We start from the raw sequence: 25,158 nt of genomic DNA, 5'->3' as shown, positions 1-25,158 counted from the left end.
TTTACCATCATTTTACTTATTTTTTACTCTTAACAGCTTGACCTGTTTGGTAATTGATTGTGTAACCGTCTTGAACGTTGTAAATAAAAACATTGAACTTCAACTTAGAGTCTTCGATACTTTGCGCTTCTAATTGAACACCGCGTGCTACTAACTCACTATCTTCAAAGTAAGGTGTCACTCGATAACGCACGTGATGATTTGTTTCTTTGATGTATGCAGCAATATCATTTTCATGCGCCAACATATAAGGTGTGTTTAGCGAACGAGTCCCTGTCATCAAATTTTTGATGTTATTATTTTGACCAGTTAGCTGAAAACCAATTAAGTGACTACGATTGTACAACCATTGACCATCAGTTAGTTTTTTTTGCTTCCATCCAGTTGGATTTACGTAAAGAGGTTCTCTTTTTTCTGTTGGAAATAACTCTTTTCCTAACATCGCATTTGCTGAACCTACTCGATTTAAACGATCAACCTCAGAATATTTTTCCCAAACACCGTTGGCCAAACTAAGATCTGATTGAGAAAAATCAGGCTGATTATTATTGATTTCTATTTCTTGATGCTTACCATCGTATTCAGGAACATCTGCTAACTTTGCTGCTTGTGGTGCTGAATCGAAAATTGCAGTAATCTGTTGAAAGATATCCGAATCGTTTTGCGTTGTCGAAATCCCAAAAGCTCCGGCTAAAATTGCGATGACAACACCCATAATAGTCTTAGTGGTTTTCTTACTCATCTATCTACTCCTCTTCTTGCCAATTCTTCTAAACTTTAACATATGTTCCCCTTTTTAGAAACTCCCTTTTTATCTTCAATCAAAAAAGAACGTGCAGTTATCGTCTATACGACAATAAAAGCACGTCCTTTGTATAAAAGCGGGTGACGAGAATCGAACTCGCGACATCAGCTTGGGAAGCTGGGATTTTACCACTAAACTACACCCGCATGACTAAAAAAAGTATACGCCTCTTTTTTTCATTGCTCAAGTGTTTTTTCATTCAGTTTTTTACTTCATTTCTGTTTTTTGTAGTAGAATGAAAACAACAAATGAACTATTGGAGAAGATGGTATGTCGGAAAAAGAATTGAATTTATTACTTGATACTTGTTTACTTGCAGGTAAAATCATGATGGAAAGCAACGCCGAAATGTACCGAGTAGAAGATACAATGAGTCGAATTGCTCTAGCTTCTGGCAATTATCGTTTAGTTAGTTATGTCACACAAACAGGATTGTTTATTGGACTTGATCGAACTTCAACTATTCGAATGGAACAAATTACCAATCGTTCCATCAATCTTGAAAAAGTAGTAAAGGTCAATGATCTATCTCGACGATACGTAGCTAAGGAATTAACATTGACTGAACTCTACGATGCCTTACAAGACATTTATAAAGAGCGCTTCTTTTTTCCTGTTTGGTTACAAATTTTTAGCGCAGCTATCATCAGTGCAACTATTATGGTTTTATTTGGTGGCGAATTAGCTGACCTTCCCATTGCATTACTCATTGGTGGCATAGGATACGCCATTTATTTATATAGCTTGAAATTTTTCAGAATAAAATTTCTTTCAGAATTTTTTTCTTCTTTATTTATTGGATTAGCGGCTATTCTTAGTGTTCGACTAAATATCGGAATCAATCAAGATTTAATTATTATCGGTTGTGTCATGCCGTTAGTACCTGGGGTTCAAATTACCAATGCCATTCGCGATTTGTTAGCTGGCCATTACCTTTCAGGTGTATCTCGCGGAACAGAAGCTATGATGACAGCCACTATGATTGGCTTTGCCATTGCTTTTATCTTTCAACTTTTTTAATCGAAAAGGAGCTTACCCATGTGGACGATACTGATACAATTTTCTTTTAGCTTTTTAGCAACAGCCGCGTTTGCTATTATCACAAATGTGCCACGAAGCGCATTGACTTGGTGTGGTTTTTCTGGCGCACTTGGCTGGATGATCTACTGGGTCACGATTACCTTTGGTGGTAATGCTGCATTTGGCTCCTTACTTGGTTCACTGGGAGTCGCCTTTATTAGCGATGTTTTTTCAAAAAAATTCAAGATGCCGGTCACAATTTTTAATATTCCTGGAATGGTTCCATTGGTTCCTGGGGGGCTAGCTTATCAAGCTGTCCGCAATTTAGTCACTGGTTCTTATCAAGACGCGATTACATACGCGGTACAAGCAATTATGATTGCTGGTGCAATTGCTTTAGGACTAGTTTTATCTGAGGTTTTTAATCACAATATTCGAAACTTTAAATTAAAGCGTGAATCTATGATTAGCAAACGTAAAAAGAAATTCCTGACAAAAAAATAAAGAAAACGTCGAGCGTAACTGGGCTCGACGTTTTCTTTTGCTTTAATCCTTTACACTTGTTTTTTTAGTGTTAGGCGCTTTATGCCATGACTTTGTCTATAATGTTCAAGCAGTAATTCTTCAAAATAAAGTCAAATTACGCAAGAATGGGAGAAGTCATTTCTAGTTTTTTTCTTTTTAGAGTGGAATAATCCTTTCATATTCCTTCCCTAAAAAGAACGATAGACATACTGATTTTTTGGCGCGGTCACTTTTTTCGCTGTCATCACATGTACGGTCGGAATATCCCGCTTGAATGGCTGGTAATATTCAGACTGAATCACACCTTCCACATGATACCACTCATCATTTTTGACCGTGATTCCTTCTGGCATCTGCGTCAATAACCCAAAAACACCTGAGTCTGCTACACAGTGAATGATGCCAAAACGGAATAAGAAAATATCTTGTTTTTCTTTATCTGGCGTCTGATAAACAAACCCATCATAGCTAATTGTTTTCCCAATAAATTCACTTGGATAATTATAGATCAGCTCCATCATCTCCAAATAATTTTCATCTGTGATTTGAATAGTTTGTTTATCTCCATATTTTGCTTTTAACTCGTTCATCTGTTCTTGATAATCAGACTGATTGAAATAAATACTTGTATCAGGTTTCAGATATTGCGTCTGCATTTCCGGATCACCCACAGATTCTTTACTAACAGGAAAATTAAATCCTTTTGCTTCAACAATCGTGGTATCCAAACTAACCGTTGGAAACAATGTTCCTACTATGATTGGTAAAGCTAGTAGTACATAAGCAACCAAACGCTGGCTTGGTTTTGTCAATCCGTGGTCATGATCGTGATGCTCATCTGTTCCTTTTTCTGGGTCATTTTTTCCCCATAAATAGAGTTGAACTAATGCTAGTACTGCAGATAAAATCATCGAAAGGATTGCTAAATACCGATAATGAACATTGATATACTGGTCTAACTTGCCAGAAACTTGTAAATACATCATCAGTTCAAAATAACCTGATAAAATTAAAAAACGGATCATCACTTTCCCTCCTAGATGAGTAATGTATAACCTATAACAACCACTGCAATGACACAAATCAATGCAAAGATAAATTGACTTTTAAAGTAACGCTTCATCATCAACAAGTTTTTGATATCCACCATTGGTCCAAAAACTAAAAAAGCGACGACTGGTGCTGTCCCAAATAAACTTAATAGGGAAGAACCGATAAATGCATCTGCTTCAGAACATAACGACATCGTAAATGCTAATAACAACATGATGACAATTGCTAAGATTTTAGTTGATCCTAAAGTCAACATTACTCGTGTTGGTAAATACGTTTGCATCGCTGCCGCAATCAGTCCACCAATGATCAAATAGCGACCTGTATCAAAAAATTCATCAATCGCATGAGTCAAAACATGCCATACTTGCTGACCCAATCGATGGATGTTGGCAAATCTTCTTTCTTTCATCTTCTGGTCTTCAATCGGCAACTCATGATGATGATGTGAATGTTTTTGCTGTTCATTTAAGTGATTTTGAATCAATTTTTCTTTCAAAACAGATTCCTTTTGAAAATAAGCCAACCAAATGCCTACTACTAGGGCAACCAAAAAAGCACCTAGTACACGCCAGCCCGCCATTTTCCAAGAATTGCCAAATGCGATATAAGTTGAAAAGATCACCACTGGATTGATAATCGGTGCAGTCAACATAAAAGCAAACGCAGTTGGTACGGGAACATCTTTTTTTACAAATTGATGGACGATTGGCACAATGCCACACTCACATGAAGGAAAAAAGAATCCTAATCCAGAGCCAACTAAAATAGATAAAAATTTATTTTTAGGAAGCCAACGTCGAACACGTTCCGGCGTCAAAAAAACTTGTAATGCTCCCGAAATGATGCAACCTAATAAAACGAACGGTAATGCTTCGATAACGATGGATAAAAAAATCGTGCTCATTTGCAAAACCGAATTGGGTATCCAAGAAAACATACTGTCTCTCCTTCTAATACAACGTCATTTGCCAAAATAATATACGCTTTTCCTTAAAAAATTACAAGTTCAGAAAAAAAGTTTACTATTCTCTTATCTTTTAGTTTGTTTTTTGTAAAAGCAACTTGATTGACAATTCACTCATTCCCAACTACATTAGTCACAGAAAATAAAAAAGAGAAACGAGGCCGTTTGAATGAAGAAAACAACTCAGCTAGCAGAAGCATTACAACTCATCGACACGGAAGACACGGTTGTCCTTTTTCTTTCCATGCCTCATTGTAGTGTCTGTCATGCAATTGAACCACGTTTACAGAAGTTGCTCACTTCATTCGATATTCCTGCCTTGCATTTGGATGCTCACGAAATTCCTGAGGTTGCTAGCACATTTGAAGTTTTGACTGTCCCAGTGATTTTGATTTTTCACAAAGGAAAAGAGATTGCACGTCAAGCACGTTTCATTGACTTAGAAAAAATTGAGTTCCTTTTAACTCAAATAACCCATACTACTGACGCACTAAACTATGAAGAAATTTTCAACACAAAAAAGGGATAATGACAAGAATAGCTCAAATAGAAAAGCCGCCTAAAATTCGTTTTTATAAACGATTATTTTAGGCGGTTTTAAATTGAGAAACGTTTTATTTTTAGTTCTACCATAGGTTCTTTTTTATGAATAAGCGGTGTTCCCAAAACAACTCCTTGAAATAATTCACAACTGTCCAAAAATATGAAAGGTTATTTTTGTCAGTTACTCATTATTTTGTCAGAGCTGACCGTTTTGCGCCACAACCTTTTCAGCGGTGTTCCCAAAGCAACTCCTCCATATAACTTACATTCACTTCAAACTATGGAAAGCTATTTTTAGTGCCTGCTCGCTATCTTGTCGGAACTAAACGCTTTGCGCCACAACCTTTTTCTCAATGTTCAAGAAGTAACTCCTTCAAAATAAGCCTAAATTTCACAAAAATTTAGAAGCAATTTCTGAAAATTTATTCTTATTTATTGGAGCTAGACACTTCTTTTACAACCTTCTTTAACTTATTCTTCACCCACTGTGTTTAAAGTTGCATCTGAATGCAAGAAATAAATCAATGTCTGTAATTCGTTTGTTAAGTCAACATTTTGAATCAAAACATCTGCTGGCGCGTTTAATCGCGCAGAGGTAAAGTTGAGAATCCCTTTGATTCCTGCTTCAGTTAAACGGTTTACTACTTCTTGCGCTTTTGAAGCTGGGATAGTCAAAATAGCTACTTCGATTTGTTGGATCTTGATTTGTTCCATCATATCATCCATTGGATAGACAGGGATTCCATCAACAATTCTTCCAACGATTTCTTCATTGACATCAAAAGCACAGCTAACACGTATACTATTACTTTGATGGAATTTATATTTTAACAAGGCGCTTCCAAGATTTCCGACACCAATCAAGGCAACGTTTGTTAGTTGATCATCATTTAGCGTTTTAGCAAAGAAGTGCATTAAATCTTCCACGTCATACCCATAGCCACGTTTTCCTAGTTCTCCAAAATAAGAAAAGTCACGTCGAATAGTTGCACTGTCGACTTGGACTGCCTCACTTAATTCAGTTGAAGAAACTTTTTTCTTTCCAGCATTATTTAAAATTCTCAAATAACGATAATATAAGGGCAAACGCTTTGCTGTTGCCTTTGGAATTATATGATCTTTCACTTGCTTACCTCCACGAGTTTCTAATTTTTCTTTGATTTACCCATCATAGCAGTATCTATAAGAAAAAATCAATTTGATTGCTCGGATATTGTGAATTTTTACTCTTTATTCATCTTTTTATCATTGTCGCTAATCTCGCAGTCTTAATGAATTTATGGTAGACTACAAGTTGAAAATTACTTTTTATTCCTAGAAGAATTCACAAAGTAGAAAAGAGGATTCGATGATTTTATTACAAGCCAACCAAGTCGCCCGCCATTTTGGTGCGGACGTTTTGTTTCAAAATATTCATTTAGAAATCAGCACTGGCGCACGAATTGCCTTAGTTGGTCGCAATGGTGCTGGGAAATCAACATTACTAAAAATAATTGCAGGTCTAGAAGCTCCGGATGAAGGCGCGATTACCAAAAATAAAACAGCTACACTCGGTTACTTAGCGCAAGATACCGGTTTGTCTTCTAATGAAACCGTCTGGAACGAAATGCTAAAAGCTTTTGCAGAAGTTCGCAAAATGGAACAACGCATGCGCGAACTAGAGATTGCAATCAGTGAAGGAGTCCCTGAAACACCTGCTTACGACTCTTTTTTAAAAGAATATGATCGATTACAACACGAATTTTCCGACAAAAACGGCTATGGTTATGAAAACGAAATTCGTTCCGTCTTGCATGGATTCAAATTTGATCCTTCTTTTTATGAACAAACAATCGATACTTTATCAGGTGGCCAACGAACCCGTCTTGCACTAGCTCGGATGCTTTTGCAACATCCAGACATCTTGATTCTCGATGAACCAACTAATCACCTGGACATTGAAACACTTTCATGGTTAGAAAATTATTTACAAGGCTACACAGGTGCTTTACTAATTGTCTCACATGACCGTTATTTTCTTGACAAAGTTGTCACTGAAGTATACGAGCTTAGCCGTCAAAAGATGCGTCATTACAAAGGAAATTATTCCAAATATCTTGACCTAAAAGCGGAACAACTTGCAAGTGATTGGAAAGCATACGAAAAACAACAAACAGAAATTCACAAACTGGAAGACTTTGTTGCGCGGAATCTTGTGCGAGCATCAACAACTAAGCGTGCCCAGAGCCGTCGGAAAGCGCTAGAAAAAATGGACCGCCTAGATCGTCCTCAAGGGGATGAAAAGCAAGCGCATTTTCTTTTCCACGCAGAAAAACCTTCTGGAAATGTTGTCTTACAAGTGGAAGATGCTGCTATTGGCTACGACGGTGAAGTATTATCCGAACCAATTAATTTAGATGTTCGTCGTCAAGAAGCGATTGCTCTCGTTGGACCAAATGGAATCGGGAAGTCAACTTTGCTTAAATCAATTATTCATCAGCTGCCGTTTATTCGAGGAAATCAGCACCTTGGAACGAATGTAACAATTGGTTACTATGACCAAGGACAAGCAGACTTACACACAAATAAAACAATTTTGGCAGAATTATGGGATGAACATCCTACTTTACCGGAAAAAGAAATTCGTAGTGCGCTAGGAGCTTTTTTGTTTTCTGGCGAAGATGTTGAAAAAACGATTCCGTTATTAAGTGGTGGCGAAAAAGCACGAGTTGCTTTAGCCAAACTAGCGATGAATCAAGAAAACTTTTTAATTCTTGATGAGCCAACAAACCACTTAGACATTGATAATAAAGAAGTTCTAGAAAATGCTCTGATAGATTACGATGGTACCCTGCTCTTTGTTTCTCATGACCGTTACTTTATCAATCGTATCGCAACAAAGGTTGTTGAGTTATCTGAAAATGGTAGCAAGATGTATCTTGGCGACTATGATTATTATTTGGAAAAGAAACAGGAAGAAGAAGAAATTGCAGAACTCTTGGCAAAAGAAGAACAAACAGAAGTCGTTGAAACACCCACTAGCAAATCAAATTACTATCAAAGTAAAGAACAACAAAAATTAATGCGTAGTTTAAGTCGAAAAATTACGCAAGTCGAAGAAGAAATGGCACAATTGGACGAAACAATTGCACAGCTAGAGGCCGAAATGGTTCGTCCTGATGTTCTTGACGATCATGTAAAATTAAACGACTTGAACCAGCAGTTGGAAAATGCGCGAGTTGAGCAAGAAGAAAAGCTAGTTGATTGGGAAAACTTGAGTATTGAGTTGGAAGAGTATGAATAAGGTTGTGGCGCAAAACGTTTAGCTCCGAAAAGATAGCGAGCAGGCACTCAAAATAGCTTTTCATATTTTGAAGTGAATGTAAGCTATATGGAGGAGTTGTTTTGGGAACACCGTGAATAAGGTTGTGGCGCAAAACGTTTAGCTCCGAAAAGATAGTGAACAGACACTCAAAATAGCTTTCCATATTTTGAAGTGAATGCAAACTATATCGAGGAATTGTTTTGGGAAAACCGTGAATAAGGTTGTGGCGCAAAACGGTCAGCTCCGAAAAGATAGTGAGCGGGCACTCAAAATAGCTTTTCATATTTTTGAACAGTTATGAATTATTTCGAGGAATTGCTTTGGGAACACTATAGCTAAAGTTGTGACACACAACATTAAGCTGACACAAAAATTAAAAATCTTCACCACAAAATAAAACAATTATTTACTTGTCAAAAAAGCATGTTGCGACTTTTTTTCGTCTCACATGCTTTTTTCTTTTTGCTCAGTTCCATTACTTGCTTTGCTTCCGGCACAATTCTTTGCTGGATTACAAATAAAATAGTACTATTCAAATTAGAAAAGGAGTTGTTTTTATGAAATTTGTAGTCATTGGTGGCGTTGCTGGCGGTCCTTCCTTTGCGACTCGCTTACGCCGATTAAATGAAGAACATGAAATTGTGATTTATGAACGAGGTGAACACATTTCCTATGCTAGTTGTGCACTTCCTTATTATCTCGGACAAGTAATTGATGATCGTGATTCATTGATCGAGCGGACACCTGAAATTTTAAAAGTTAAAAACAATATTGATGTCTTTACAAAACACGAAGTCACAAAGATTGACCCAGATAAAAAAGAGTTGACCATCCATGACTTAACAACTGGCCAAGTCAGCCAAACAAATTATGATTATCTAATTATTTCTGCGGGGGCTCGTCCTACTTTACCGTCAATCCCTGGTGCAGACCAAGCCGAAAATGGTTTTGTTTTGCGTAGTGTGACTGACGCCGACAAAATCCAATCCTTCATTCAAAACAATGCTCCGAAAAATGTTTTAGTTTTAGGTGCTGGAGTCATGGGATTGGAACTAGCTGAAAACTTTAAGCATCGCGGTATGGAAGTGACTTTAGTCGATCAGCTAGATCAAGTTGCTTTTCCTTACGATCATGAGATTGCCGATTTAGTCTATGATAAACTAATTGAACAAGGCTTAACGGTTCATTTAAATACGCACATCAATGAAATTCGACAACACGGAAGCGAAGTCCACTTATCAGATGGAGATCTTCTGCATCCCGACATGATTTTATTTGCCACTGGTGTAGCACCAAATAATGAAATCATTCAGTCTGCTGGTATTTCAATGAATGAGCATGGCCAAATTATCGTTGATAATCAATTACAAACAAATCTTCCTGATATCTTTGCCATTGGTGATATTATCGAAACAACTAGTGTTATTACGCATCAGCCAACACCAAGCATGTTGTCAAGTGCGGCAAATCGGCAAGGCCATCTACTAGCAGATATCGTAAATGGTGCGCCATTTACGTATCGTGGATATATTGGTGCAGGTGTAGCAAAAATTTTTAACTATACTGCAAGTTATGTTGGTCTTACTGAACACCAATTAAAAGACACAGGTATCACTAACTATAGAACAATTTTCATTACACCTTTTGATCATGCTAATTTTTATCCAGGTGCTACTCGACTAAATCTCAAACTGATTTTTGAAGAAGAAACTGGTAAAATTTTGGGTGGGCAGGCAGTTGGTGAACATGGTGTCGATAAACGAATTGGGGAATTATCTGTTGCCATTACAGGAAACTTAACTGTCTTTGATTTACCAGATCTTGAGTTGCCCTACTCTCCACCTTATTCAACTACTAGAGATCCATTGAATATCGCTGGTTACGTTGCAATCAATCAACTGAATAATACAGTGGAAACAATCAAAGCAAGTGAATTAACCCAAGAAGAATTAAAAAATGGTTTCTTCTTAGATATCCGCGAAACAGATAAGCCAAAATCTGGTAGTATCGAAGCAACCAAAAATATTCCGATGAACGAATTACGTGATCGAATTGATGAAATTCCTAAAGATCGACAAGTCTTTCTTACTTTTAGAAAAGGGTTGAATACGTATACTTCTGCTCGAATTTTGGCAGGTTTTGGTATTAAGGCAATGATGATTGAGGAATAAGGTTGTGGCGCTAAGCGTTCAGCTCCGACATGATAGCAAGCAGTCACTTAAGATAGCTCTTCATATTTTGAAGTGACTTCAAGCTATATTGAGGAGTTGCTTTGGGAACACCGCGAATTAGGTTGTGGCCCCAATTGGACCAGTCGGTGATTCTCATCGTTAGGATACCACCGCCACCATGTCTCTATTTGTGTTTTGTTCTTAATACCTAATTCTTCCTTATCATTTTTACAGGAATTTTATTTTGTTTCATCTGTATAGCCATTTCTTTGATGTGAATCGGATAAGCGACTCGATTTTTCTCCCAAAAAGNCTATTTGTGTTTTGTTCTTAATACCTAATTCTTCCTTATCATTTTTACAGGAATTTTATTTTGTTTCATCTGTATAGCCATTTCTTTGATGTGAATCGGATAAGCGACTCGATTTTTCTCCCAAAAAGCACCTCCTAGTTAAATTCATTTTATTTGAATTCAACGAGAGGTGCTTTTTTAATTTGTCTCAGTTTGTTGGGTCAGTTCCATCAAATTGAGTTGCTCTTTTTATTTTGTATCAAAAAGTAGTTGCACTTCCATACGCTAACTAGTCTTTGATTATTTTACTTCATAAATCAATTCAAAATTATTACTATCATCTTTTAGCAATTTCTCAAATTCTTTATCACTAATGATATTGTTATCATTTTTCCTAATATAATAATCAGTGTCTACTCGACCCTGTTCTCTTAAATCAGAGTCTTTGTCCATTCTTTTTGAGAATCAAGTACACTAGTCAATTTATCATTTTCAGCTTCAAACATCACTTTAAATCTAGGTTCTTTCAACCATTTTTCTAAATAATCATTAAACATACTAGCGGACATTTTTTCTACTAGCAATCTAGTATTTGTATTTTTCAAAAGAATTATGATATACTAAAGACAAGAAAAAGGAACTATGCTCTAACATAGCTCCAATGTAGAACCGTTAAAAAGACGGTGGCTTTTATTGTTTTGATTTTTTAACCATCTAACTACTCGCCAAAGTGTTTTAGATGGTTATTTTTTTTGGTCTTTATGGTCAATAATCAGCAAAACTAACGTCGCGAAAGCGATCATCAGTTGAATTGCTTCAAAACTTGACACGTGCCTACTCCCTTCTAGGGATAAAGCTATGAACCATAGGCATCACCCCTTTTTCAAGAGATTAGCCACCATCTTTTCACTTTTCTACCTCTTAATTATAGCATATCTCTTTGCTGAATAATTTCGATAGTTTATATAAAATTCTCATTCTTAATACTAAATAATTATTTCCAGCTTTAAAATGGATCACTTGATTCAATAACGACAGATTTTTTTAAATATTCTAATACCTCTAACTCTGCAATATTTTTAAATACCACTTTTTTATAAAAATACATTCCTAAAAAAAACAAAAGTAAGCCACCGCCGCCACGTTTCTATTTGTGTTTTGTTCTTAATACCTAATTCTCCCATTATCGTTTTTACAGGAATTTCATTTTGTTTCATCTGTATAGCCATTTCTTTGAGGTGAAATCGGATAAGCGACTCGATTCCCCCCAAAAAAACACCTCCTAGTTAAATTCATTTTATTTGAATTCAACAAGANATTTTGTTTCATCTGTATAGCCATTTCTTTGAGGTGAAATCGGATAAGCGACTCGATTCCCCCCAAAAAAACACCTCCTAGTTAAATTCATTTTATTTGAATTCAACAAGAGGTGCTTTTTTAATTTGTCTCAGTTTGTTGGATCAATTCCTTATAGTACACGATGCTCCTTACTTCGGATGAGAGAAAAATAAATGATATTCTTTTTGCTCTAAAATTGGAACAACTCATCTTGTAAGGAAACTTTTTGTTTTTCTTTCAAAATTTTCCCCTTAGTCATTCCCGGAAAAACAACCATAAGTGTAGCCTCTTTTTGTGCTTTTTCTAATTGTGGAAGATCGATAATAGCCAACAATGTTCCAGCCTTTACTTTCTGGTCTTTGGTTACTTGAATTGAAAAAGGTTTACCTTTTAATTCCACAGTATCTATTCCCATATGGATCAATAATTTCTCACCCGTTTTACATGCAATCGTGAGTGCATGAAGCGTTGGAAAAATACTCTCCACGCGTCCTTCAACCGGTGCGTAAACCTTACCATCATGTTGTTTTATGGCATAGCCTTCACCCATCATTTTTGAAGAGAAAACTTCATCATCAACCTCTTCTAATGGGATAACATAGCCGTTCGCAACAGACTTCAACATCTTCTTCGTTTTAAAAAAAAGCATTCTTTCATCTCCTAAACTAATTCTGGCCAGTATTCTTTGTTCGCTTCAATCATTTCATCCAAAACTTTTTTCGCAACTCTGGCATTAGGAACTGTTTGATTTAGTGTAAATGCCTGTAATGCTTTTTGATATGAACCTTCAAAATAAGCATCAACTAATAGTTTTTCTGCTGCTACTTGTGCTTCCATCATACCTTTATGAAAATCACAAATTGGTTCTCTCAAGGAAATGGGTTCCACACCTGTTGCTCCGACATAAGCAGGAACTTCTACCACGGCGTCCGGGCGTAAATTAGGAATAGCACCTTGATTCGGAACAATCAACATAAAACGTCGGCGCTCATCGTTTAGTAAAGAGGTTGCCATGTCAACGATATATTGACCATGTTCACCAAAGTTAAAGTTTAAAACATCTTTGGTCACACCATTCCGAATTTTTTTCGCCATTTCTTTGGTATTTTTTTCTCGCCCTTCCATCACCATATTAGCACGAGTATAGTTTTTGTCAGAATGCTCAATAACCATATCCGGATATAAATAATACTCTAAATAATTATTCGGAATATTTTGTGGAAAGTTCTTTGTAATTACAGACATCATACTAAATGCTTCTTGCCATGTTTGATCTCCAGCATTAAAGTCTGCAACCTGCATTTCCTGACCGTTCAGCTTTTTGATGATTTCAGGCATAACATCACGCTTCAATTTCTTGTCATAAATAGCTGTGTACCAACCAAAATGGTTTAATCCATAATATGTCGGAATCCAGTTTTTACGATCATACCCATAGTTGATCGCAATTGTTTCTTCAATTGAGATTGTCATATCACAAGCATTAATCATTTTCGCTTTTGGATAGCGTCGACGAACAGCCTCCGAAACAATTGATTCAGGATTCGTATAATTCAAAATCCATGCTTCAGGTGCATATTTCTGTACATATCCTACGATTTCCAAGAGCCCGCTCATTGAACGCATCCCGTAAGCAAAGCCACCCAAACCACAAGTTTCTTGACCAACCAAACCATGACTCAAAGGAATTTTTTCATCTTTTTCACGCATTTTCAGACCACCAACTCGAATTTGCGAGAAAATGAAGTCGCAACCAGTAAAAGCTACTTCTGGATCTTCTGTTGATGAGATTACGACATCTGAAAAACCTTCTTTCTCCAACATATACTGAATAATCAAGTACATGTCCTCATTTCTTTGTGCATCAATGTCATACAACCGAATTTCTGAGAGTGGTAAGCGTTCTGAATTATTTAATACTGCTTGAATGATTCCTGGTGTATAAGTGCTACCTCCACCAGCAATTGTAATAATTTGTTTTTTTGTCATATTTTTCTTCCTTTCTATTGCTCTAATAATTTATTGAATTCCGCCATTACATACGTAACCTCTAGCCCAATAATGACTTGATAATTTTTTTCTGTTGGTTTTATCAAACCACTGATGCCCAACTGTTTGATACGTTGTTCATCAACGATTTCTGGTTTTTCCACTTCAACTCTTAAACGTGTGTTGCAACTAAACGCATCAGAAATATTTTCGGAACCACCAAAAGCTTGCAACATTTTTTTTGCCATGTATTCATAATTTTTACTTGCTAAAACCAACTCATTTTCCTCAGTTACTGCCTCAGCGCCATATTCCGTTGCCACTTCTCTTCCTAAAGTTGGAATGTCCCGTTTCTTGATTAAATAATAAAAAGTAAAATAGTATAATCCAAAAAATACGAGGCCAACTGGAAGAATCAAAATCGCATTCGTCGCAATCTTAAAATTGATTAGATAGTCTACGATACAAGCACCAAATGTAAAACCAATCCTAATATTCAACAAGTAGCAAACCATTCCAGCCAAACCAGCAAATACCGCATGAACAACGTATAGCATTGGTGAAATAAACATAAAACTAAATTCTACTGGTTCTGTGATATTCGAGATAAAAGAAGTAGCTGCTCCACTCCCCATGATCCCTTTCACCATCTTTTTATTTTCTTTAAACGCAGCTCGATAAATAGCTAAACAAATCGCTGGTACCCCAAACATCATAACCACAAAAAATCCAGATAAAAACAAGCCTGCTTGTGGGTCACCATTGATAAAACGGGTCATTTCTCCTCGAAAAACCTCGCCATTGGGCGCAGTATAACTACCTAAATCATAATAGACATACGTGTTAAGCACATGGTGCAGTCCAAAAGGAATCAGTAGCCGATTCAAGAACATGAAAATTCCGACACCAAAAGCGCCCATATTGACCAATAATCGAGCAAAACTGTCGATTCCCGCTTGTGCAAATGGCCATAAAATGCCAAAAATAACTGCAGTGATCGTCTGAAAAATCATAACCATCGTCAATGGAAATTTTTCACCAGCAAAATAAGAAAACACCATTGGTAAGCGTTGCTCTTTAAACCGGTTATACGTCCAAGCCGCAATCAAACCAGAAATAATCCCTCCAAATATCCCCATGTTGACTGCCGGATTCATGATTTCCAATCCTTTTTTCAACGTGGCAATTGCCAAGAAACCTGTAAGTGCTGGAATCCCTTTGTCTTTCGTCTTCGCAAATCCAATCGTTACCCCAATTGCGAATAGAATATCCAAATTTCCAAACACAGCATTTCCGGCAGCCCCAATCACTGGGATATTTAACATATCATCAGCTGAGAGACGCATTATTAACCCAGCTAACGGCATTGCAGCGACCGGTAACAGCATTGCTCTACCAAGTTTTTGTACGCTTTCTTTAAAATTTTGCAACTTTTTCTCCCCCTTATCTATAATTCTTTGTACGTGATTTGTTCAATCAATTCATCTTCTTTCACTTGTTTCGCAAAAGCTGAGTGAATTAAAAATTCAACTTGATTGACTCGTGGATAAATAAAACTTGATCCATTTAACAGCAACTGGTCAATATAAGCTGTGTGACACATGATTTCAACAGTTTTTTCTTCACGTAAAATTTCTAGTAGTCCTTCTAAATACTCTTCTACTGAACAATTAATCTGACGTTTTTCTACAATCATTTCTCCAACATCATCAAAATGTGGTTCAAAATAATCAACGTGCCGAACTTCTGCTCTTTTTTCAAAGTTTCCACGAACAGGTAACCCATATTTTTTTGCTAATGCCACAACAACTTCCTGATTCATTCCAAAAGTATGCGTATGATGATGACTATCTAAATGAGTCGGAATGATTCCAGCGTGATAAACCTTTTGAATTTGTGCATTCCATTCCTCATATAACTGGTCACCATCTATTTCAAAAGGCCGTTGATAAAAAGCTAATTTTTTGAAGTTTGCTCCATCCATCAAACTATCTACATTTTTCAAAAGTGGTTCTCCACATGTCAACGTTAAATGAACGCCAACCCCTAAATCTGGTAATTCTTTTTTCAACTTTACTGCGTGATCAAATCCTGGCATATTTGCCATTAAAGTTGTTGAAGTTAGAATCCCTTGCTGATGAGCATCAACAATTCCATAATTTACGCCATTGCTATAACCAAAATCATCTGAATTAATTATTACTTTTCCCATTTCTTCCTTCCTTTCTTTTTCACTAAAAATAGACGCAACCTCATGACCACAAAAAATTTTGTGTTTCAAAAGGTTACGCCTACCTGATAGTTACGCCCTAATTATTGAATTCTTGCTAAATGGATTGCGAGATAAGTCACTTCATTTTCTTGAACGTTTAAATGAAACTTTTCTTCAATCATTTTTTTGATTGCAAAAGCGACTCGATATGGCTCGCTTTCCTTAAAAGCATTACTAAAAAAACCAATATTTTTACTTGAAGAATCTTCTTGATAAACTAACCGTTTTGCCAAAAATTTGATATGGATCATCATCCGGGAATAGATCAAGGAGTCTGTATCAAAGCGATAGCCATAAATTTCTTCCAATGCCAAGCTGATTTCTTTGGTCATTTCCAATATTTTCAAGCTATTAAAACTATTGGGCTCACCCAATTCCGCATTGATAATATGCATTGTAATAAACCCAACTTCATTAGCACCTAATTGTGTCCCATACCGTTGATTGATAAGAGCAACGACTTCTTTTGCTGTGTCATATTCATCAGGATAAAGCAACTTCATCTCAGGCAACATAATAGCTGTTACTTGACTATCTTCCTTTTGTCTTTGGATTGCAAAATAAATATGATCTGTCAACGCGATATAAATATTTGAATCCAGCTGAGATGAGATATTTTTTGAAATAAATTGAATCACCTCTTCAGAAAACTCAATAAATTCGATTGGAATCTGAGCAGCCATTTCCGTAAACATCTTCGTTTTTTCTTTAGAATCTAAAGTAAAAAATTTATCTGCAACAGTCGGATCAAATAGTTCATTGACAGAAGTAGAAAAACCTATTCCTTTTCCCATCGCAACTTTCTCTATTCCTTCATCATCAATTAGCACCACATTATGATTGATTTTTTTTACAACTTTCATTGCTGCACGGATCCTCTCTAAAGAATAATTTTATGTGATCTACTATTAAAACAACAAAAAACGACCTAAGAAAAGTACTTTTCCTAGGTCGTGCCTAATTTAATAGTTGCACCCTCTTTATTTATACGCCCAATATAGCAAATAAAGAAAACGCTGTCAATGTTTTTTTAACCACTCTCATTATGAAACCAGTTTTCTAGCAAAATAGCAAAAAAACGACCGCGGTGGGTAGCCGCGGCCTTAGGAGTTATTTTTACTTGAGGAGTAAAAATGAAAAAGTATAGGGTTGTTTGTTGGTATGTATTTATAATAGAACTTAATTGTGAAGAAATTATGATTGAAACCTTGTCTTTTTTTTGGATTTGTTTAAGAAAAAGTAAACATCCTCCCTATGCAAAAAAATAGCTAACTCAACAGATCAAGTAGCATTGCAAAAACAGCGCTCCTAAGAAATAAAAAAGATACAGTCTCTCTAGCTACCGTATTAAATCAATTGTTTGCCATTTACTATCACTCACCTCTACATGCTTTGATAGGTTTCTCATTTTATATGTACGCTGTCTAATTGAATGATATTTATTTTTACATCAAGAGTATCACGATTTTAATGAAATTAATGAGTGTCAACATCAGCTATTTATTAACAAGAAAAAAATTGAACTGAGCGCCACAAAAAAGGCTCGTTAGTCATTCACTAACCAGCCTCTAAGCCTTTACAAACTGCTAGAAAATTTCTACAACGTAAAAATTCAAAGCACACTTCACAAAAAAATAATGATGTTATGCTAAATAATCAAGAATAATTGATTGGTAGCTATCAATCATCGCTAAATAATTATCAATTTCAACATACTCATTCACTTGATGTGGCAAGGTTGGTACTCCTGGCCCAAATACAACAAAATCAAATGGCTGTCTTGCTTTGGTAAACTCAGCTGCATCAGTTGTTCCGGCAGCACCAAATAATGGTAATGGCTCTTCAAACTGTTTTTGAATACTATGGATCAAAGAAGACTTGGGATTCGCTTTTACCGGAATTTTATTGAAATCAATTGTTAACTTAAGTTGATATTCATTCCCTTGGTTCAAGACATCGACAATCTTTTGCAACGTTTCAATGACTTTATCATTTGAAAATTCTGGAATCGAACGAATATTTCCTTGTAGCTGTGCATAACTAGGAATGCTGTTAACCTGATTCCCTCCGTTAATAATTGTTACGTTATGAATCGTCCGACCTAAAACAGGATTTTCAACTATTTCTGCAATGCACTTCATCTCTGCATTAACTTTTGTCATGAATTCATTCAAGTGATCAATTGCATTATATCCTTCTTGTGGCATAGAACTATGTGCTTCTTTACCGTAAGATGCGACAGTATAATTGATTGAACCCATATGAGTATACAGCAAATTGTAATTGGTTGGTTCACCAATAATCAATCCATTCAAGTCGTCGACATAGCCTGCTTTGGTTAATTGTTCACTACCTAGTTCCCCTACTTCTTCACCCACCGTAGCTAATAATTTGATTTTTCCATTAAATGGTTTTCCAGTTTCCTTTAACTCGATCATCGCAAGAACCATTGCTGCAAGTCCACTCTTCATATCTGTTGCTCCACGACCGTATAACCGATTTCCTTCAATTTTTGCTTCAAAGGGTGGATAAGTCCAAGCAGCTTCATCACCTACAGAAACAACATCCATATGCCCTGATAAACCTAGAACTTTTCCTGCATTGCCACTTTGGTAAGTAGCAACTAAATTATCTCGTCCTTTAGCATAAGAAACTATCTCGCTTTTCATTCCATGCTCAGCCAAAAGTTTTTTCAAATAGGATGCTACCTCAGCTTCATTGCCATTCACTGATTTAATACGAATAAGGTCTTGCAAAATGGAAATTTTTTCTTCTTTTTTCATCTGACTCTCTCCCATCCCATTTTCTTTTATCCACATTGTATCACAATTCATTTTTTAAACTTCCATTGCAAATGCTTCGAAAAATTTATGTTAGAACCCATTTTTATTGTGGAAAAAAAAGAAAAAAACGCCTAAAAAGACGCTTTTGGTAGAACATCTAATGTCCAAATTTTTATTATTTTTTGACAGCACTACTGAAAAGTAAAATAAAATTTACTATAAGCCAGCCAATGATAAAAACATCTACTAAATGCATGTTATTGAAATGAAAAACTAACCAATAGATTGCTAATAAAAAATTCACAAGGCTAACTAAAATAGTTGTTTTGCTATTTATTTTCTTCAGAACTAGCACCTCCACTCAAGTATTAACTTCATCCATCTGTTAAAAACTGTTCTAGTTTGTTTTTATTGATACTTAAATTTATTGTACAGTATTTTTGATTCTTTTTATTAACATAAAATTTTAGTTCAAGAATAATAATGTAGTTTTTTACATTAAAATCTATTAACGCAACTAACTATACACAACATTATTAATGTTTTTATCCTAAAGAAATCGAGTTCATAATTAAGCACACTTAGTCCAAATTAAAAAGTAATGATTAAAAGTATAAACCTCTCCATCGTCGCTGTTCAACTACATACACTCGTCTCAAAGAACATCAAATACTCCCACGCGAACTTCTTCATGTTTATTATTCGGAGAAAACCAAATATCGTTCCATTCCACCATAATACATTCAAAATCTGTTCTTATTTCATAATCTTCTCTTGAATTATAATAAATATCTAAAACAATATAAACATCATCTCCAACTATCCTTTTAAACATATCAATTTTTTCGTTTGTCACGTTCGATACAAATTTAGGATTGCTTGCAGATTCAGCAAGCTCACCCATTAATTCAGGTAAATTCTCTTTAGCTGTTTTATACGTGAAAACTACTTTAATCTTTTTTTCTCTACCTCGTTAAATTTAGTGTTCCTAATTCTAACACCTATCTGGTTATTTATATCGACGGTTTACTTTATAGACTCGACTATCTTTCCCAACATATCAATATTTTTCTATGGTAGAAAATTGATAAACCCAAACTGGTAATAGACTAACCTTTTTCGCCGTATGTTTACCTACATTTCATCGCTACTGTGACAACAAATTCACGAGGTTTCAAAAAATTTTATGGTATGTTCTATATTTTTAGCTTCCTTATCTCCATACAAGATTTGCTCTATTTCACCATTTTTTATAAAAATAACCGCAGGAATACTTTCAACACCTAATTTATTATAATATTTTCTGAAATCATCAACATCGTTTTTATTGCCAGTAGTATCTAGGTAATTAATTTCTAATTTTTCTTTTTCCAAATAAGAAATCAACTTAGGTTTGTATAGTATACAATCTGGACAATTTTCTCTGCCAACGTAAATAATACTATTTCCCTTACTATTGATGATAGAGTCTATATCTTGAACTGTAGTTGTCTTTAGAGGTTCTTGTTGAAGTCTTGATAATTGAGCCGAGCCTAACACAAGTGTCCCCATTGCTAACAATGATATTACCAAATAAAGGGCTTTTTTATTTTTTTTAGCATAAACTATTCCAAAAATTATGAAAGTTAAACAAGTATATAAAAGTAATATTTGCCAAAAAAAGATTTGTGTGAAATGTATTTCTAATGAATTTTCAGAGCCGTTTGCGACTCCCGCTATGGTTAACATGTTCAATGGTACCTGAAAACTTGTTCCGTTTAAAAAACTATTTACTCCATTTGGAATTATCAAAGCAACTAGAATTAAAAATGTTGCAAAAAATGAAATACCACTATATTTAAAGATGTCAAGAATTGTTTTTTTCATAGTCGTTCTTTCTCCCATTTAGTATTAAATATATGATTTGTTATGATAAAGCCACTAACAATAAAAATTGTTAATAACGTGATTTGGACAATATTAGAATAGCTATTAAAGCGATTGATTAAATATGTAATCGGAAATAAGCCAAGCACGCAAACCATTATAAGGCTAATTTGCGATAATGGATTTTCTTTACTATTTATTTATCAAAAAAATTCTCCTTACCCTTTTAAAAAAATAACAAACACCAATAAACTACTCTTTGAATGGTCGCACTAAAAAACAAACATATTTTTATCACCTCATTGTTTTGTTCTTCACATGTGCTATTCTATTATAGTAACTAAGAAAAAAGAATTTAAATTATGGTCAAAATTTTCACATCATAAAAAATAAAATAACGGAGAGTCTATGGAAATTCATGAGCTACTAAGAAAACTTCGGGTAGAAAGAGGAATTTATCAAAAAGAGCTATCAGAAGGAATAACGACTAGAGAAACGTTTGTAAAATATGAAAATGGCAAAACAAAGATTCCATTTTTTGTTTTAATTGAATTATTGGAAAGAATGAATCTAAGCTTAGATGAATTTGTTTTTTATTTAGACAAAGATAGCGTAAGAGAAAAGAATTGGCGTTTAAAGAAATTAATAAAGAAAATCAGAGAAGATAAACCAAATTCCCAACGTACGTTACGAACACTTCGAGAAAAAGTTAGAAAGACAAACAATATTGTAGATATCAGAAATTACTTAGTTGTTAAGACGATTGATTGGTATCAACTAGCAGATAGTGAAAGAAAACTAAATAATTCTGACAAAAAATATTTAGCCGAGTTAAAAAAATATTTGGAAGTTGTTGATGAGTGGGGCCGATTTGAAATGGCAACCTTTACTACGCTTTTATTTATTTTTGAAACAAATTACATAAACGGTAGATTATCAGGCGTTGAAAAAAAAATAGAAAAACATAAAGATTATGAGATTTTTCATTCCATATTGATTGGTATGTATAACAATGCCTTTTTATTAATGCTCGAACGTAAAGAAACTACTTTAGCAAAAAAATATTTAGAGAAGATGACTGACGTTCGTCACAAACTTCTATTTTTTGGCGATACAGAAGTTTACTGTAATTTTTATAAATTACTTTTTAAACATTTAACGGAAGAATCTGGACGAGTAAATGAGTTAATAGAGTATTTTGAAGGATTAAAAATGATAGGTTCTCATAGCCTATCTAAACGCTTCAAAGTTGACTTAAGGAAATTTGAACTTATTTACAATACTACACCAATAATTTTTGTGGATTAATCATTGAAAGTGAATAGTAAAATAGGATCGATTACTGTGAATTTAAACAGTTACGCTAGTTACTAAGTACGTATAAAAGCTTTGAAACAACAAAAATGAATTAAAAGAAGATAATGAATGTCCGAGTGGAAATAAATTCTGTTAAAATCAACAAAACTAATGAGCTGAAAGGTACTAAAATATACTGCATTTTGAGTTGAACTAAGCAATTGGATGCCAGAGAAGAACTAAAGCTAAAAATTTAGAGACTTTAGTTCTGTTTATTAAGTCTGTATTTCTGTCTTAAGGTTCCCCGCCAACTGATACATAAAAAAGCTGTAACGATATTTGCTACAATCTTTTCAGAGAGAATCAATTCAACTTTGATTATTGTTTTTTTATTTATCGAACTATCCCCTACATCATAGCCTTTTTAGCCACTTTTCTCTGGTAGAAAACTGTGATAGAAAAAATAAAATAACACAAAAAAGCGCCTAAAAAGACGCTTTTGGTAGAAAATTGGAAAACTGAGCTTTTAAAAGCACGTAAACAAAGGCTTTTGAGCCTTGAGTTTTCGCCAGTTTTACTGAGTTTTGTCATCATTTGCGGTACATCTTCAACAGGAGCAACTCAACCAAAAACACTGGTACGAAAGTATTTATATGTCTTCTGGTAGCGTAGTGGAAAACTCAGACTGGCAATAAATCGTCATTTTTCGAAAGAATAGCGCCCTCTTGAACATTATCAATCGCATTTACCACTTGTTGATCTGACTTCGCATATAAGTGACCGTAAGTTCCTAAAGTAATTTGAATATTCGCATGGCCCAATCGTTCTTGAATAGATAGCGGTTGAATATTCTGCTCAATTAGAAATGCAACATGAGAATGTCGTAGCGCGTGAAGTTTAATCGGTTTGACACCCGCTTTTTTGGCAGCCTCTTTTAACCAGTTTGCGAAAGAATAAGGTGGCGTAAATGTTCCGTCCAACTGAGCAACATATTCAAAATTTCCAATACGTTTTTGCAAGTCATACCACTGTCTGAGCTTTAATGAAAGTTTCTTTCCCATCCCAATCGTTCGATAAGCACATTTCGTTTTTGGAGTCGAGAAGTACCAATCATCTTTTGTATTATAAATTAGTGTCTTCTCAATCGTTATCGTGTTTTTTTCGAAATCTACATTCGACCAAGACAAAGCTTCAAGTTCTCCAATCCGAATGCCAGTATAAAAGAGCATTTCATACACAATCTTCCGATGGTGGGTTTGAATCTTATCGTCCTTCAATTCATTCATCACTTTTAGAAACTCACTGTGTTCCCAAAACTCAACTTTCTTATTATCAGAAGGAAGTGAAGAAACATCATCAACGGGATTTTTAGCAATCACCCCCTCTTTAACAGCCCGATCCAATACAATTTTTAAGTGTCCCCGAATCCGATTGATATAAGATTTTGATAACGTTTCGCCATTGACTTTTTTCCGCGAATTGCGTGACTCTGTCTGGCTTAGTTCAAATAACCAATCCTCAATATCGTGACTTGTAATATCTCGAACACGAAAATGATAGAAAAACTGCATTCGCTTTTCGAATATGAATTGCGCATTCTCATATGTTTGACTCTTCACCTGTCTCTCGTACCATTTTACAAACCTATCCTTGTAAAACTCTTCGAAAGTCATTTGATTGGTAGAACACAGTTGATTAGGAACTGTCTTGTTGAAATCATGTGTTTCCATATACTTGTCATAAGCAATTTTGGCATCTTTTTGTGAAGCATAACCTCGTTTAGTCTTCTGAACCTTTCTTCCATCTTCATCTATGCCCAGATATGCTCGGAAGAACCATTTTTTTGTCTTTTTATCTTGGTAAATATTTTTAATTTTTGGCATCGTACCATTCCTCCCTGTGCTTGAGAAAAGCTACTTTAATAGTACCGCGCTTGTACTGTTTATTCCGCAACTTGAATGTGAAAAAGATGTTCAATTACTCGAGATGGCACCACACCAACTTGGCGATTATTATAAAAATCTATTCCTTCAACCCGTGCAAGATACGTTTTGCTCTCTTTAATCATTCGTGCAGCTTGACTAGGTTTAAAGCCCATTTCTATCAAAATTGCACGATTTACCATGAAATCACATTTTGTTTCCAATCTCTCACCCCCTGATACTTTACTCCTTTTAAATTAATCCTCTTTATAATCAATTGTTTCTCATTCAATGGTTGTGTTATACTCGTCTTGTCGAGGCGGAGTACGTTGCACAACTTGTTGTGTAAGCAGTACTTTGCTTTTTTAGTAGCTTGTTTTCTCATTTGATATACTTTGTAGTTTTCGTTCATAATACTCAACCTCCTCCTGATAATATTCTGGGTCTGCCTTCATATTTTGGAGAAGTTTAATCTGTCTTGGATTCATTTCTCCTTGTTCAATAATCAAAGACAACAAGGAAGAATGAAACGTTTGATCCACTTGTGCAATAAAAGCTAGCGATGGCGAAACACCATGAATTAACCAATTCATACTTTTCTCAAAGCTTTGAGGAATTGTCTCTAAAGAAATGGTGATTGCGCCATGATTGCCAATAAAGGCTGCCCATTTTTTATCAACTTTTGCCCCTGGATCATTTGGATCACGGTCATAAAAACAAATTGCTCCATTAAGTAACTCAAAGAACAGTTTGGTTAAATCATGGGTTCTTGAAATAATCTTTGCTAAGCTTTGCGCTTTCTCTTTTCGATACCGTAGTTCAAAGCGATTTTTCACTTCTGCCTCTTCTAAAGGAATTCCTCGTCGCTTTCGTTGTTCATAATCCTTCTGATAAAAACAAAAGCGACATTGACTCTTCTTTGAGCCTAAATACAAGGTCTCGCCATTTGATTCATTATTTGTGATATCCGTCCCGCCATGGGATTCACTCACTTGAAAAGTGGTCCACACAT

At 35.2% G+C, this 25,158-nt stretch carries 22 protein-coding genes and 1 tRNA gene; 6 read left to right on the top strand and 17 right to left on the bottom strand.

Features of this window, described 5'->3' with window-relative positions:
* Positions 1–16 precede the first annotated feature (16 nt).
* Complete coding sequence (locus RV17_RS04520; protein ID WP_071868648.1) at positions 17–742, bottom strand: DNA/RNA non-specific endonuclease; 726 nt, start codon at positions 740–742, stop codon at positions 17–19.
* Positions 743–880: 138 nt separating this feature from the next.
* A tRNA-Gly gene (locus tag RV17_RS04515) sits at positions 881–951 on the bottom strand.
* Positions 952–1,075: 124 nt separating this feature from the next.
* On the opposite strand from RV17_RS04515, the gene RV17_RS04510 reads away from it, so the two are divergent.
* Together RV17_RS04510 and RV17_RS04505 are read left to right on the top strand one after the other, a co-directional pair.
* Positions 1,076–1,825, top strand: coding sequence for a threonine/serine exporter family protein (locus RV17_RS04510; RefSeq protein WP_071868647.1), 750 nt, complete (start codon positions 1,076–1,078; stop codon positions 1,823–1,825).
* Positions 1,826–1,843: 18 nt separating this feature from the next.
* Positions 1,844–2,329, top strand: a complete 486-nt coding sequence (locus tag RV17_RS04505; protein ID WP_071868646.1) for a threonine/serine exporter family protein — start codon at positions 1,844–1,846, stop codon at positions 2,327–2,329.
* Between the two features lie 209 nt (positions 2,330–2,538).
* On the opposite strand, the gene RV17_RS04500 is transcribed toward RV17_RS04505, so the two are convergent.
* Together RV17_RS04500 and RV17_RS04495 are read right to left on the bottom strand one after the other, a co-directional pair.
* A complete protein-coding gene (locus RV17_RS04500; protein ID WP_071868645.1) occupies positions 2,539–3,375 on the bottom strand; it encodes a TIGR03943 family putative permease subunit in 837 nt (278 codons plus the stop codon).
* A gap of 11 nt (positions 3,376–3,386) precedes the next feature.
* Positions 3,387–4,343, bottom strand: coding sequence for a permease (locus RV17_RS04495; RefSeq protein ID WP_071868644.1), 957 nt, complete (start codon positions 4,341–4,343; stop codon positions 3,387–3,389).
* A 196-nt stretch (positions 4,344–4,539) separates the two neighbouring features.
* On the opposite strand from RV17_RS04495, the gene RV17_RS04490 reads away from it, so the two are divergent.
* Positions 4,540–4,899 carry a thioredoxin family protein gene (locus tag RV17_RS04490; RefSeq protein WP_067481578.1) on the top strand — a complete coding sequence of 120 codons (360 nt, stop codon included), beginning with the start codon at positions 4,540–4,542 and terminating at the stop codon, positions 4,897–4,899.
* A gap of 485 nt (positions 4,900–5,384) precedes the next feature.
* Here RV17_RS04490 and RV17_RS04485 read toward each other — a convergent pair whose 3' ends face one another.
* Positions 5,385–6,038, bottom strand: a complete 654-nt coding sequence (locus RV17_RS04485) for a redox-sensing transcriptional repressor Rex (RefSeq protein WP_071868643.1) — start codon at positions 6,036–6,038, stop codon at positions 5,385–5,387.
* 223 nt (positions 6,039–6,261) lie between these two features.
* Here RV17_RS04485 and RV17_RS04480 point away from each other — a divergent pair, with 223 nt between their 5' ends.
* Positions 6,262–8,196: an ABC-F family ATP-binding cassette domain-containing protein gene (locus tag RV17_RS04480; protein ID WP_067481574.1), complete on the top strand. Its 1,935-nt coding sequence runs from the start codon at positions 6,262–6,264 to the stop codon at positions 8,194–8,196.
* A 578-nt stretch (positions 8,197–8,774) separates the two neighbouring features.
* Positions 8,775–10,388, top strand: a complete 1,614-nt coding sequence (locus RV17_RS04475; RefSeq protein ID WP_071868642.1) for an FAD-dependent oxidoreductase — start codon at positions 8,775–8,777, stop codon at positions 10,386–10,388.
* Positions 10,389–11,423: 1,035 nt separating this feature from the next.
* Here the strand turns inward: RV17_RS04475 and RV17_RS13805 are convergent.
* The 9 genes from RV17_RS13805 to RV17_RS04425 form a co-directional block, all read right to left on the bottom strand.
* Positions 11,424–11,510, bottom strand: a complete 87-nt coding sequence (locus RV17_RS13805; RefSeq protein WP_353879443.1) for a putative holin-like toxin — start codon at positions 11,508–11,510, stop codon at positions 11,424–11,426.
* Between the two features lie 698 nt (positions 11,511–12,208).
* On the bottom strand, positions 12,209–12,667 hold the full coding sequence (locus RV17_RS04460; protein WP_067481570.1) for a PTS sugar transporter subunit IIA: 459 nt from the start codon (positions 12,665–12,667) through the stop codon (positions 12,209–12,211).
* Positions 12,668–12,678: 11 nt separating this feature from the next.
* Entirely contained in the window at positions 12,679–14,007 is a 1,329-nt protein-coding gene (locus tag RV17_RS04455) for a family 4 glycosyl hydrolase (RefSeq protein WP_071868641.1), read from the bottom strand.
* A gap of 14 nt (positions 14,008–14,021) precedes the next feature.
* The gene (locus RV17_RS04450; RefSeq protein WP_231885377.1) at positions 14,022–15,395 is read right to left on the bottom strand and encodes a PTS transporter subunit EIIC; all 1,374 of its coding nucleotides are present in this window, start codon (positions 15,393–15,395) and stop codon (positions 14,022–14,024) included.
* 59 nt (positions 15,396–15,454) lie between these two features.
* On the bottom strand, positions 15,455–16,219 hold the full coding sequence (locus tag RV17_RS04445; protein ID WP_071868640.1) for a carbohydrate deacetylase: 765 nt from the start codon (positions 16,217–16,219) through the stop codon (positions 15,455–15,457).
* Positions 16,220–16,320: 101 nt separating this feature from the next.
* Positions 16,321–17,142, bottom strand: a complete 822-nt coding sequence (locus tag RV17_RS04440) for a PRD domain-containing protein (RefSeq protein WP_071868639.1) — start codon at positions 17,140–17,142, stop codon at positions 16,321–16,323.
* 780 nt (positions 17,143–17,922) lie between these two features.
* Positions 17,923–19,062, bottom strand: a complete 1,140-nt coding sequence (locus tag RV17_RS04435) for an ArgE/DapE family deacylase (RefSeq protein WP_067481560.1) — start codon at positions 19,060–19,062, stop codon at positions 17,923–17,925.
* 655 nt (positions 19,063–19,717) lie between these two features.
* Positions 19,718–19,966, bottom strand: a complete 249-nt coding sequence (locus RV17_RS04430) for a hypothetical protein (RefSeq protein ID WP_071868638.1) — start codon at positions 19,964–19,966, stop codon at positions 19,718–19,720.
* 260 nt (positions 19,967–20,226) lie between these two features.
* Entirely contained in the window at positions 20,227–20,928 is a 702-nt protein-coding gene (locus tag RV17_RS04425; protein WP_071868637.1) for a thioredoxin family protein, read from the bottom strand.
* Positions 20,929–21,336: 408 nt separating this feature from the next.
* Here RV17_RS04425 and RV17_RS04415 point away from each other — a divergent pair, with 408 nt between their 5' ends.
* Entirely contained in the window at positions 21,337–22,236 is a 900-nt protein-coding gene (locus RV17_RS04415; RefSeq protein ID WP_071868636.1) for a helix-turn-helix domain-containing protein, read from the top strand.
* 668 nt (positions 22,237–22,904) lie between these two features.
* On the opposite strand, the gene RV17_RS04410 is transcribed toward RV17_RS04415, so the two are convergent.
* From RV17_RS04410 to RV17_RS04395, 3 genes are all read right to left on the bottom strand, one after another.
* Complete coding sequence (locus RV17_RS04410; protein ID WP_002295028.1) at positions 22,905–24,107, bottom strand: site-specific integrase; 1,203 nt, start codon at positions 24,105–24,107, stop codon at positions 22,905–22,907.
* A gap of 59 nt (positions 24,108–24,166) precedes the next feature.
* Positions 24,167–24,370, bottom strand: a complete 204-nt coding sequence (locus RV17_RS04405) for a DUF3173 domain-containing protein (RefSeq protein ID WP_002295027.1) — start codon at positions 24,368–24,370, stop codon at positions 24,167–24,169.
* Between the two features lie 141 nt (positions 24,371–24,511).
* Positions 24,512–25,158: replication initiation factor domain-containing protein (locus tag RV17_RS04395; RefSeq protein ID WP_143139924.1), on the bottom strand; the 647-nt coding region annotated here is incomplete at its 5' end.

The sequence above is a fragment of the Enterococcus thailandicus genome (assembly GCF_001886265.1).
In the GTDB taxonomy this organism is placed as follows: domain Bacteria; phylum Bacillota; class Bacilli; order Lactobacillales; family Enterococcaceae; genus Enterococcus_B; species Enterococcus_B thailandicus.
This window is presented reverse-complemented; position numbering and strand designations above follow the sequence as displayed.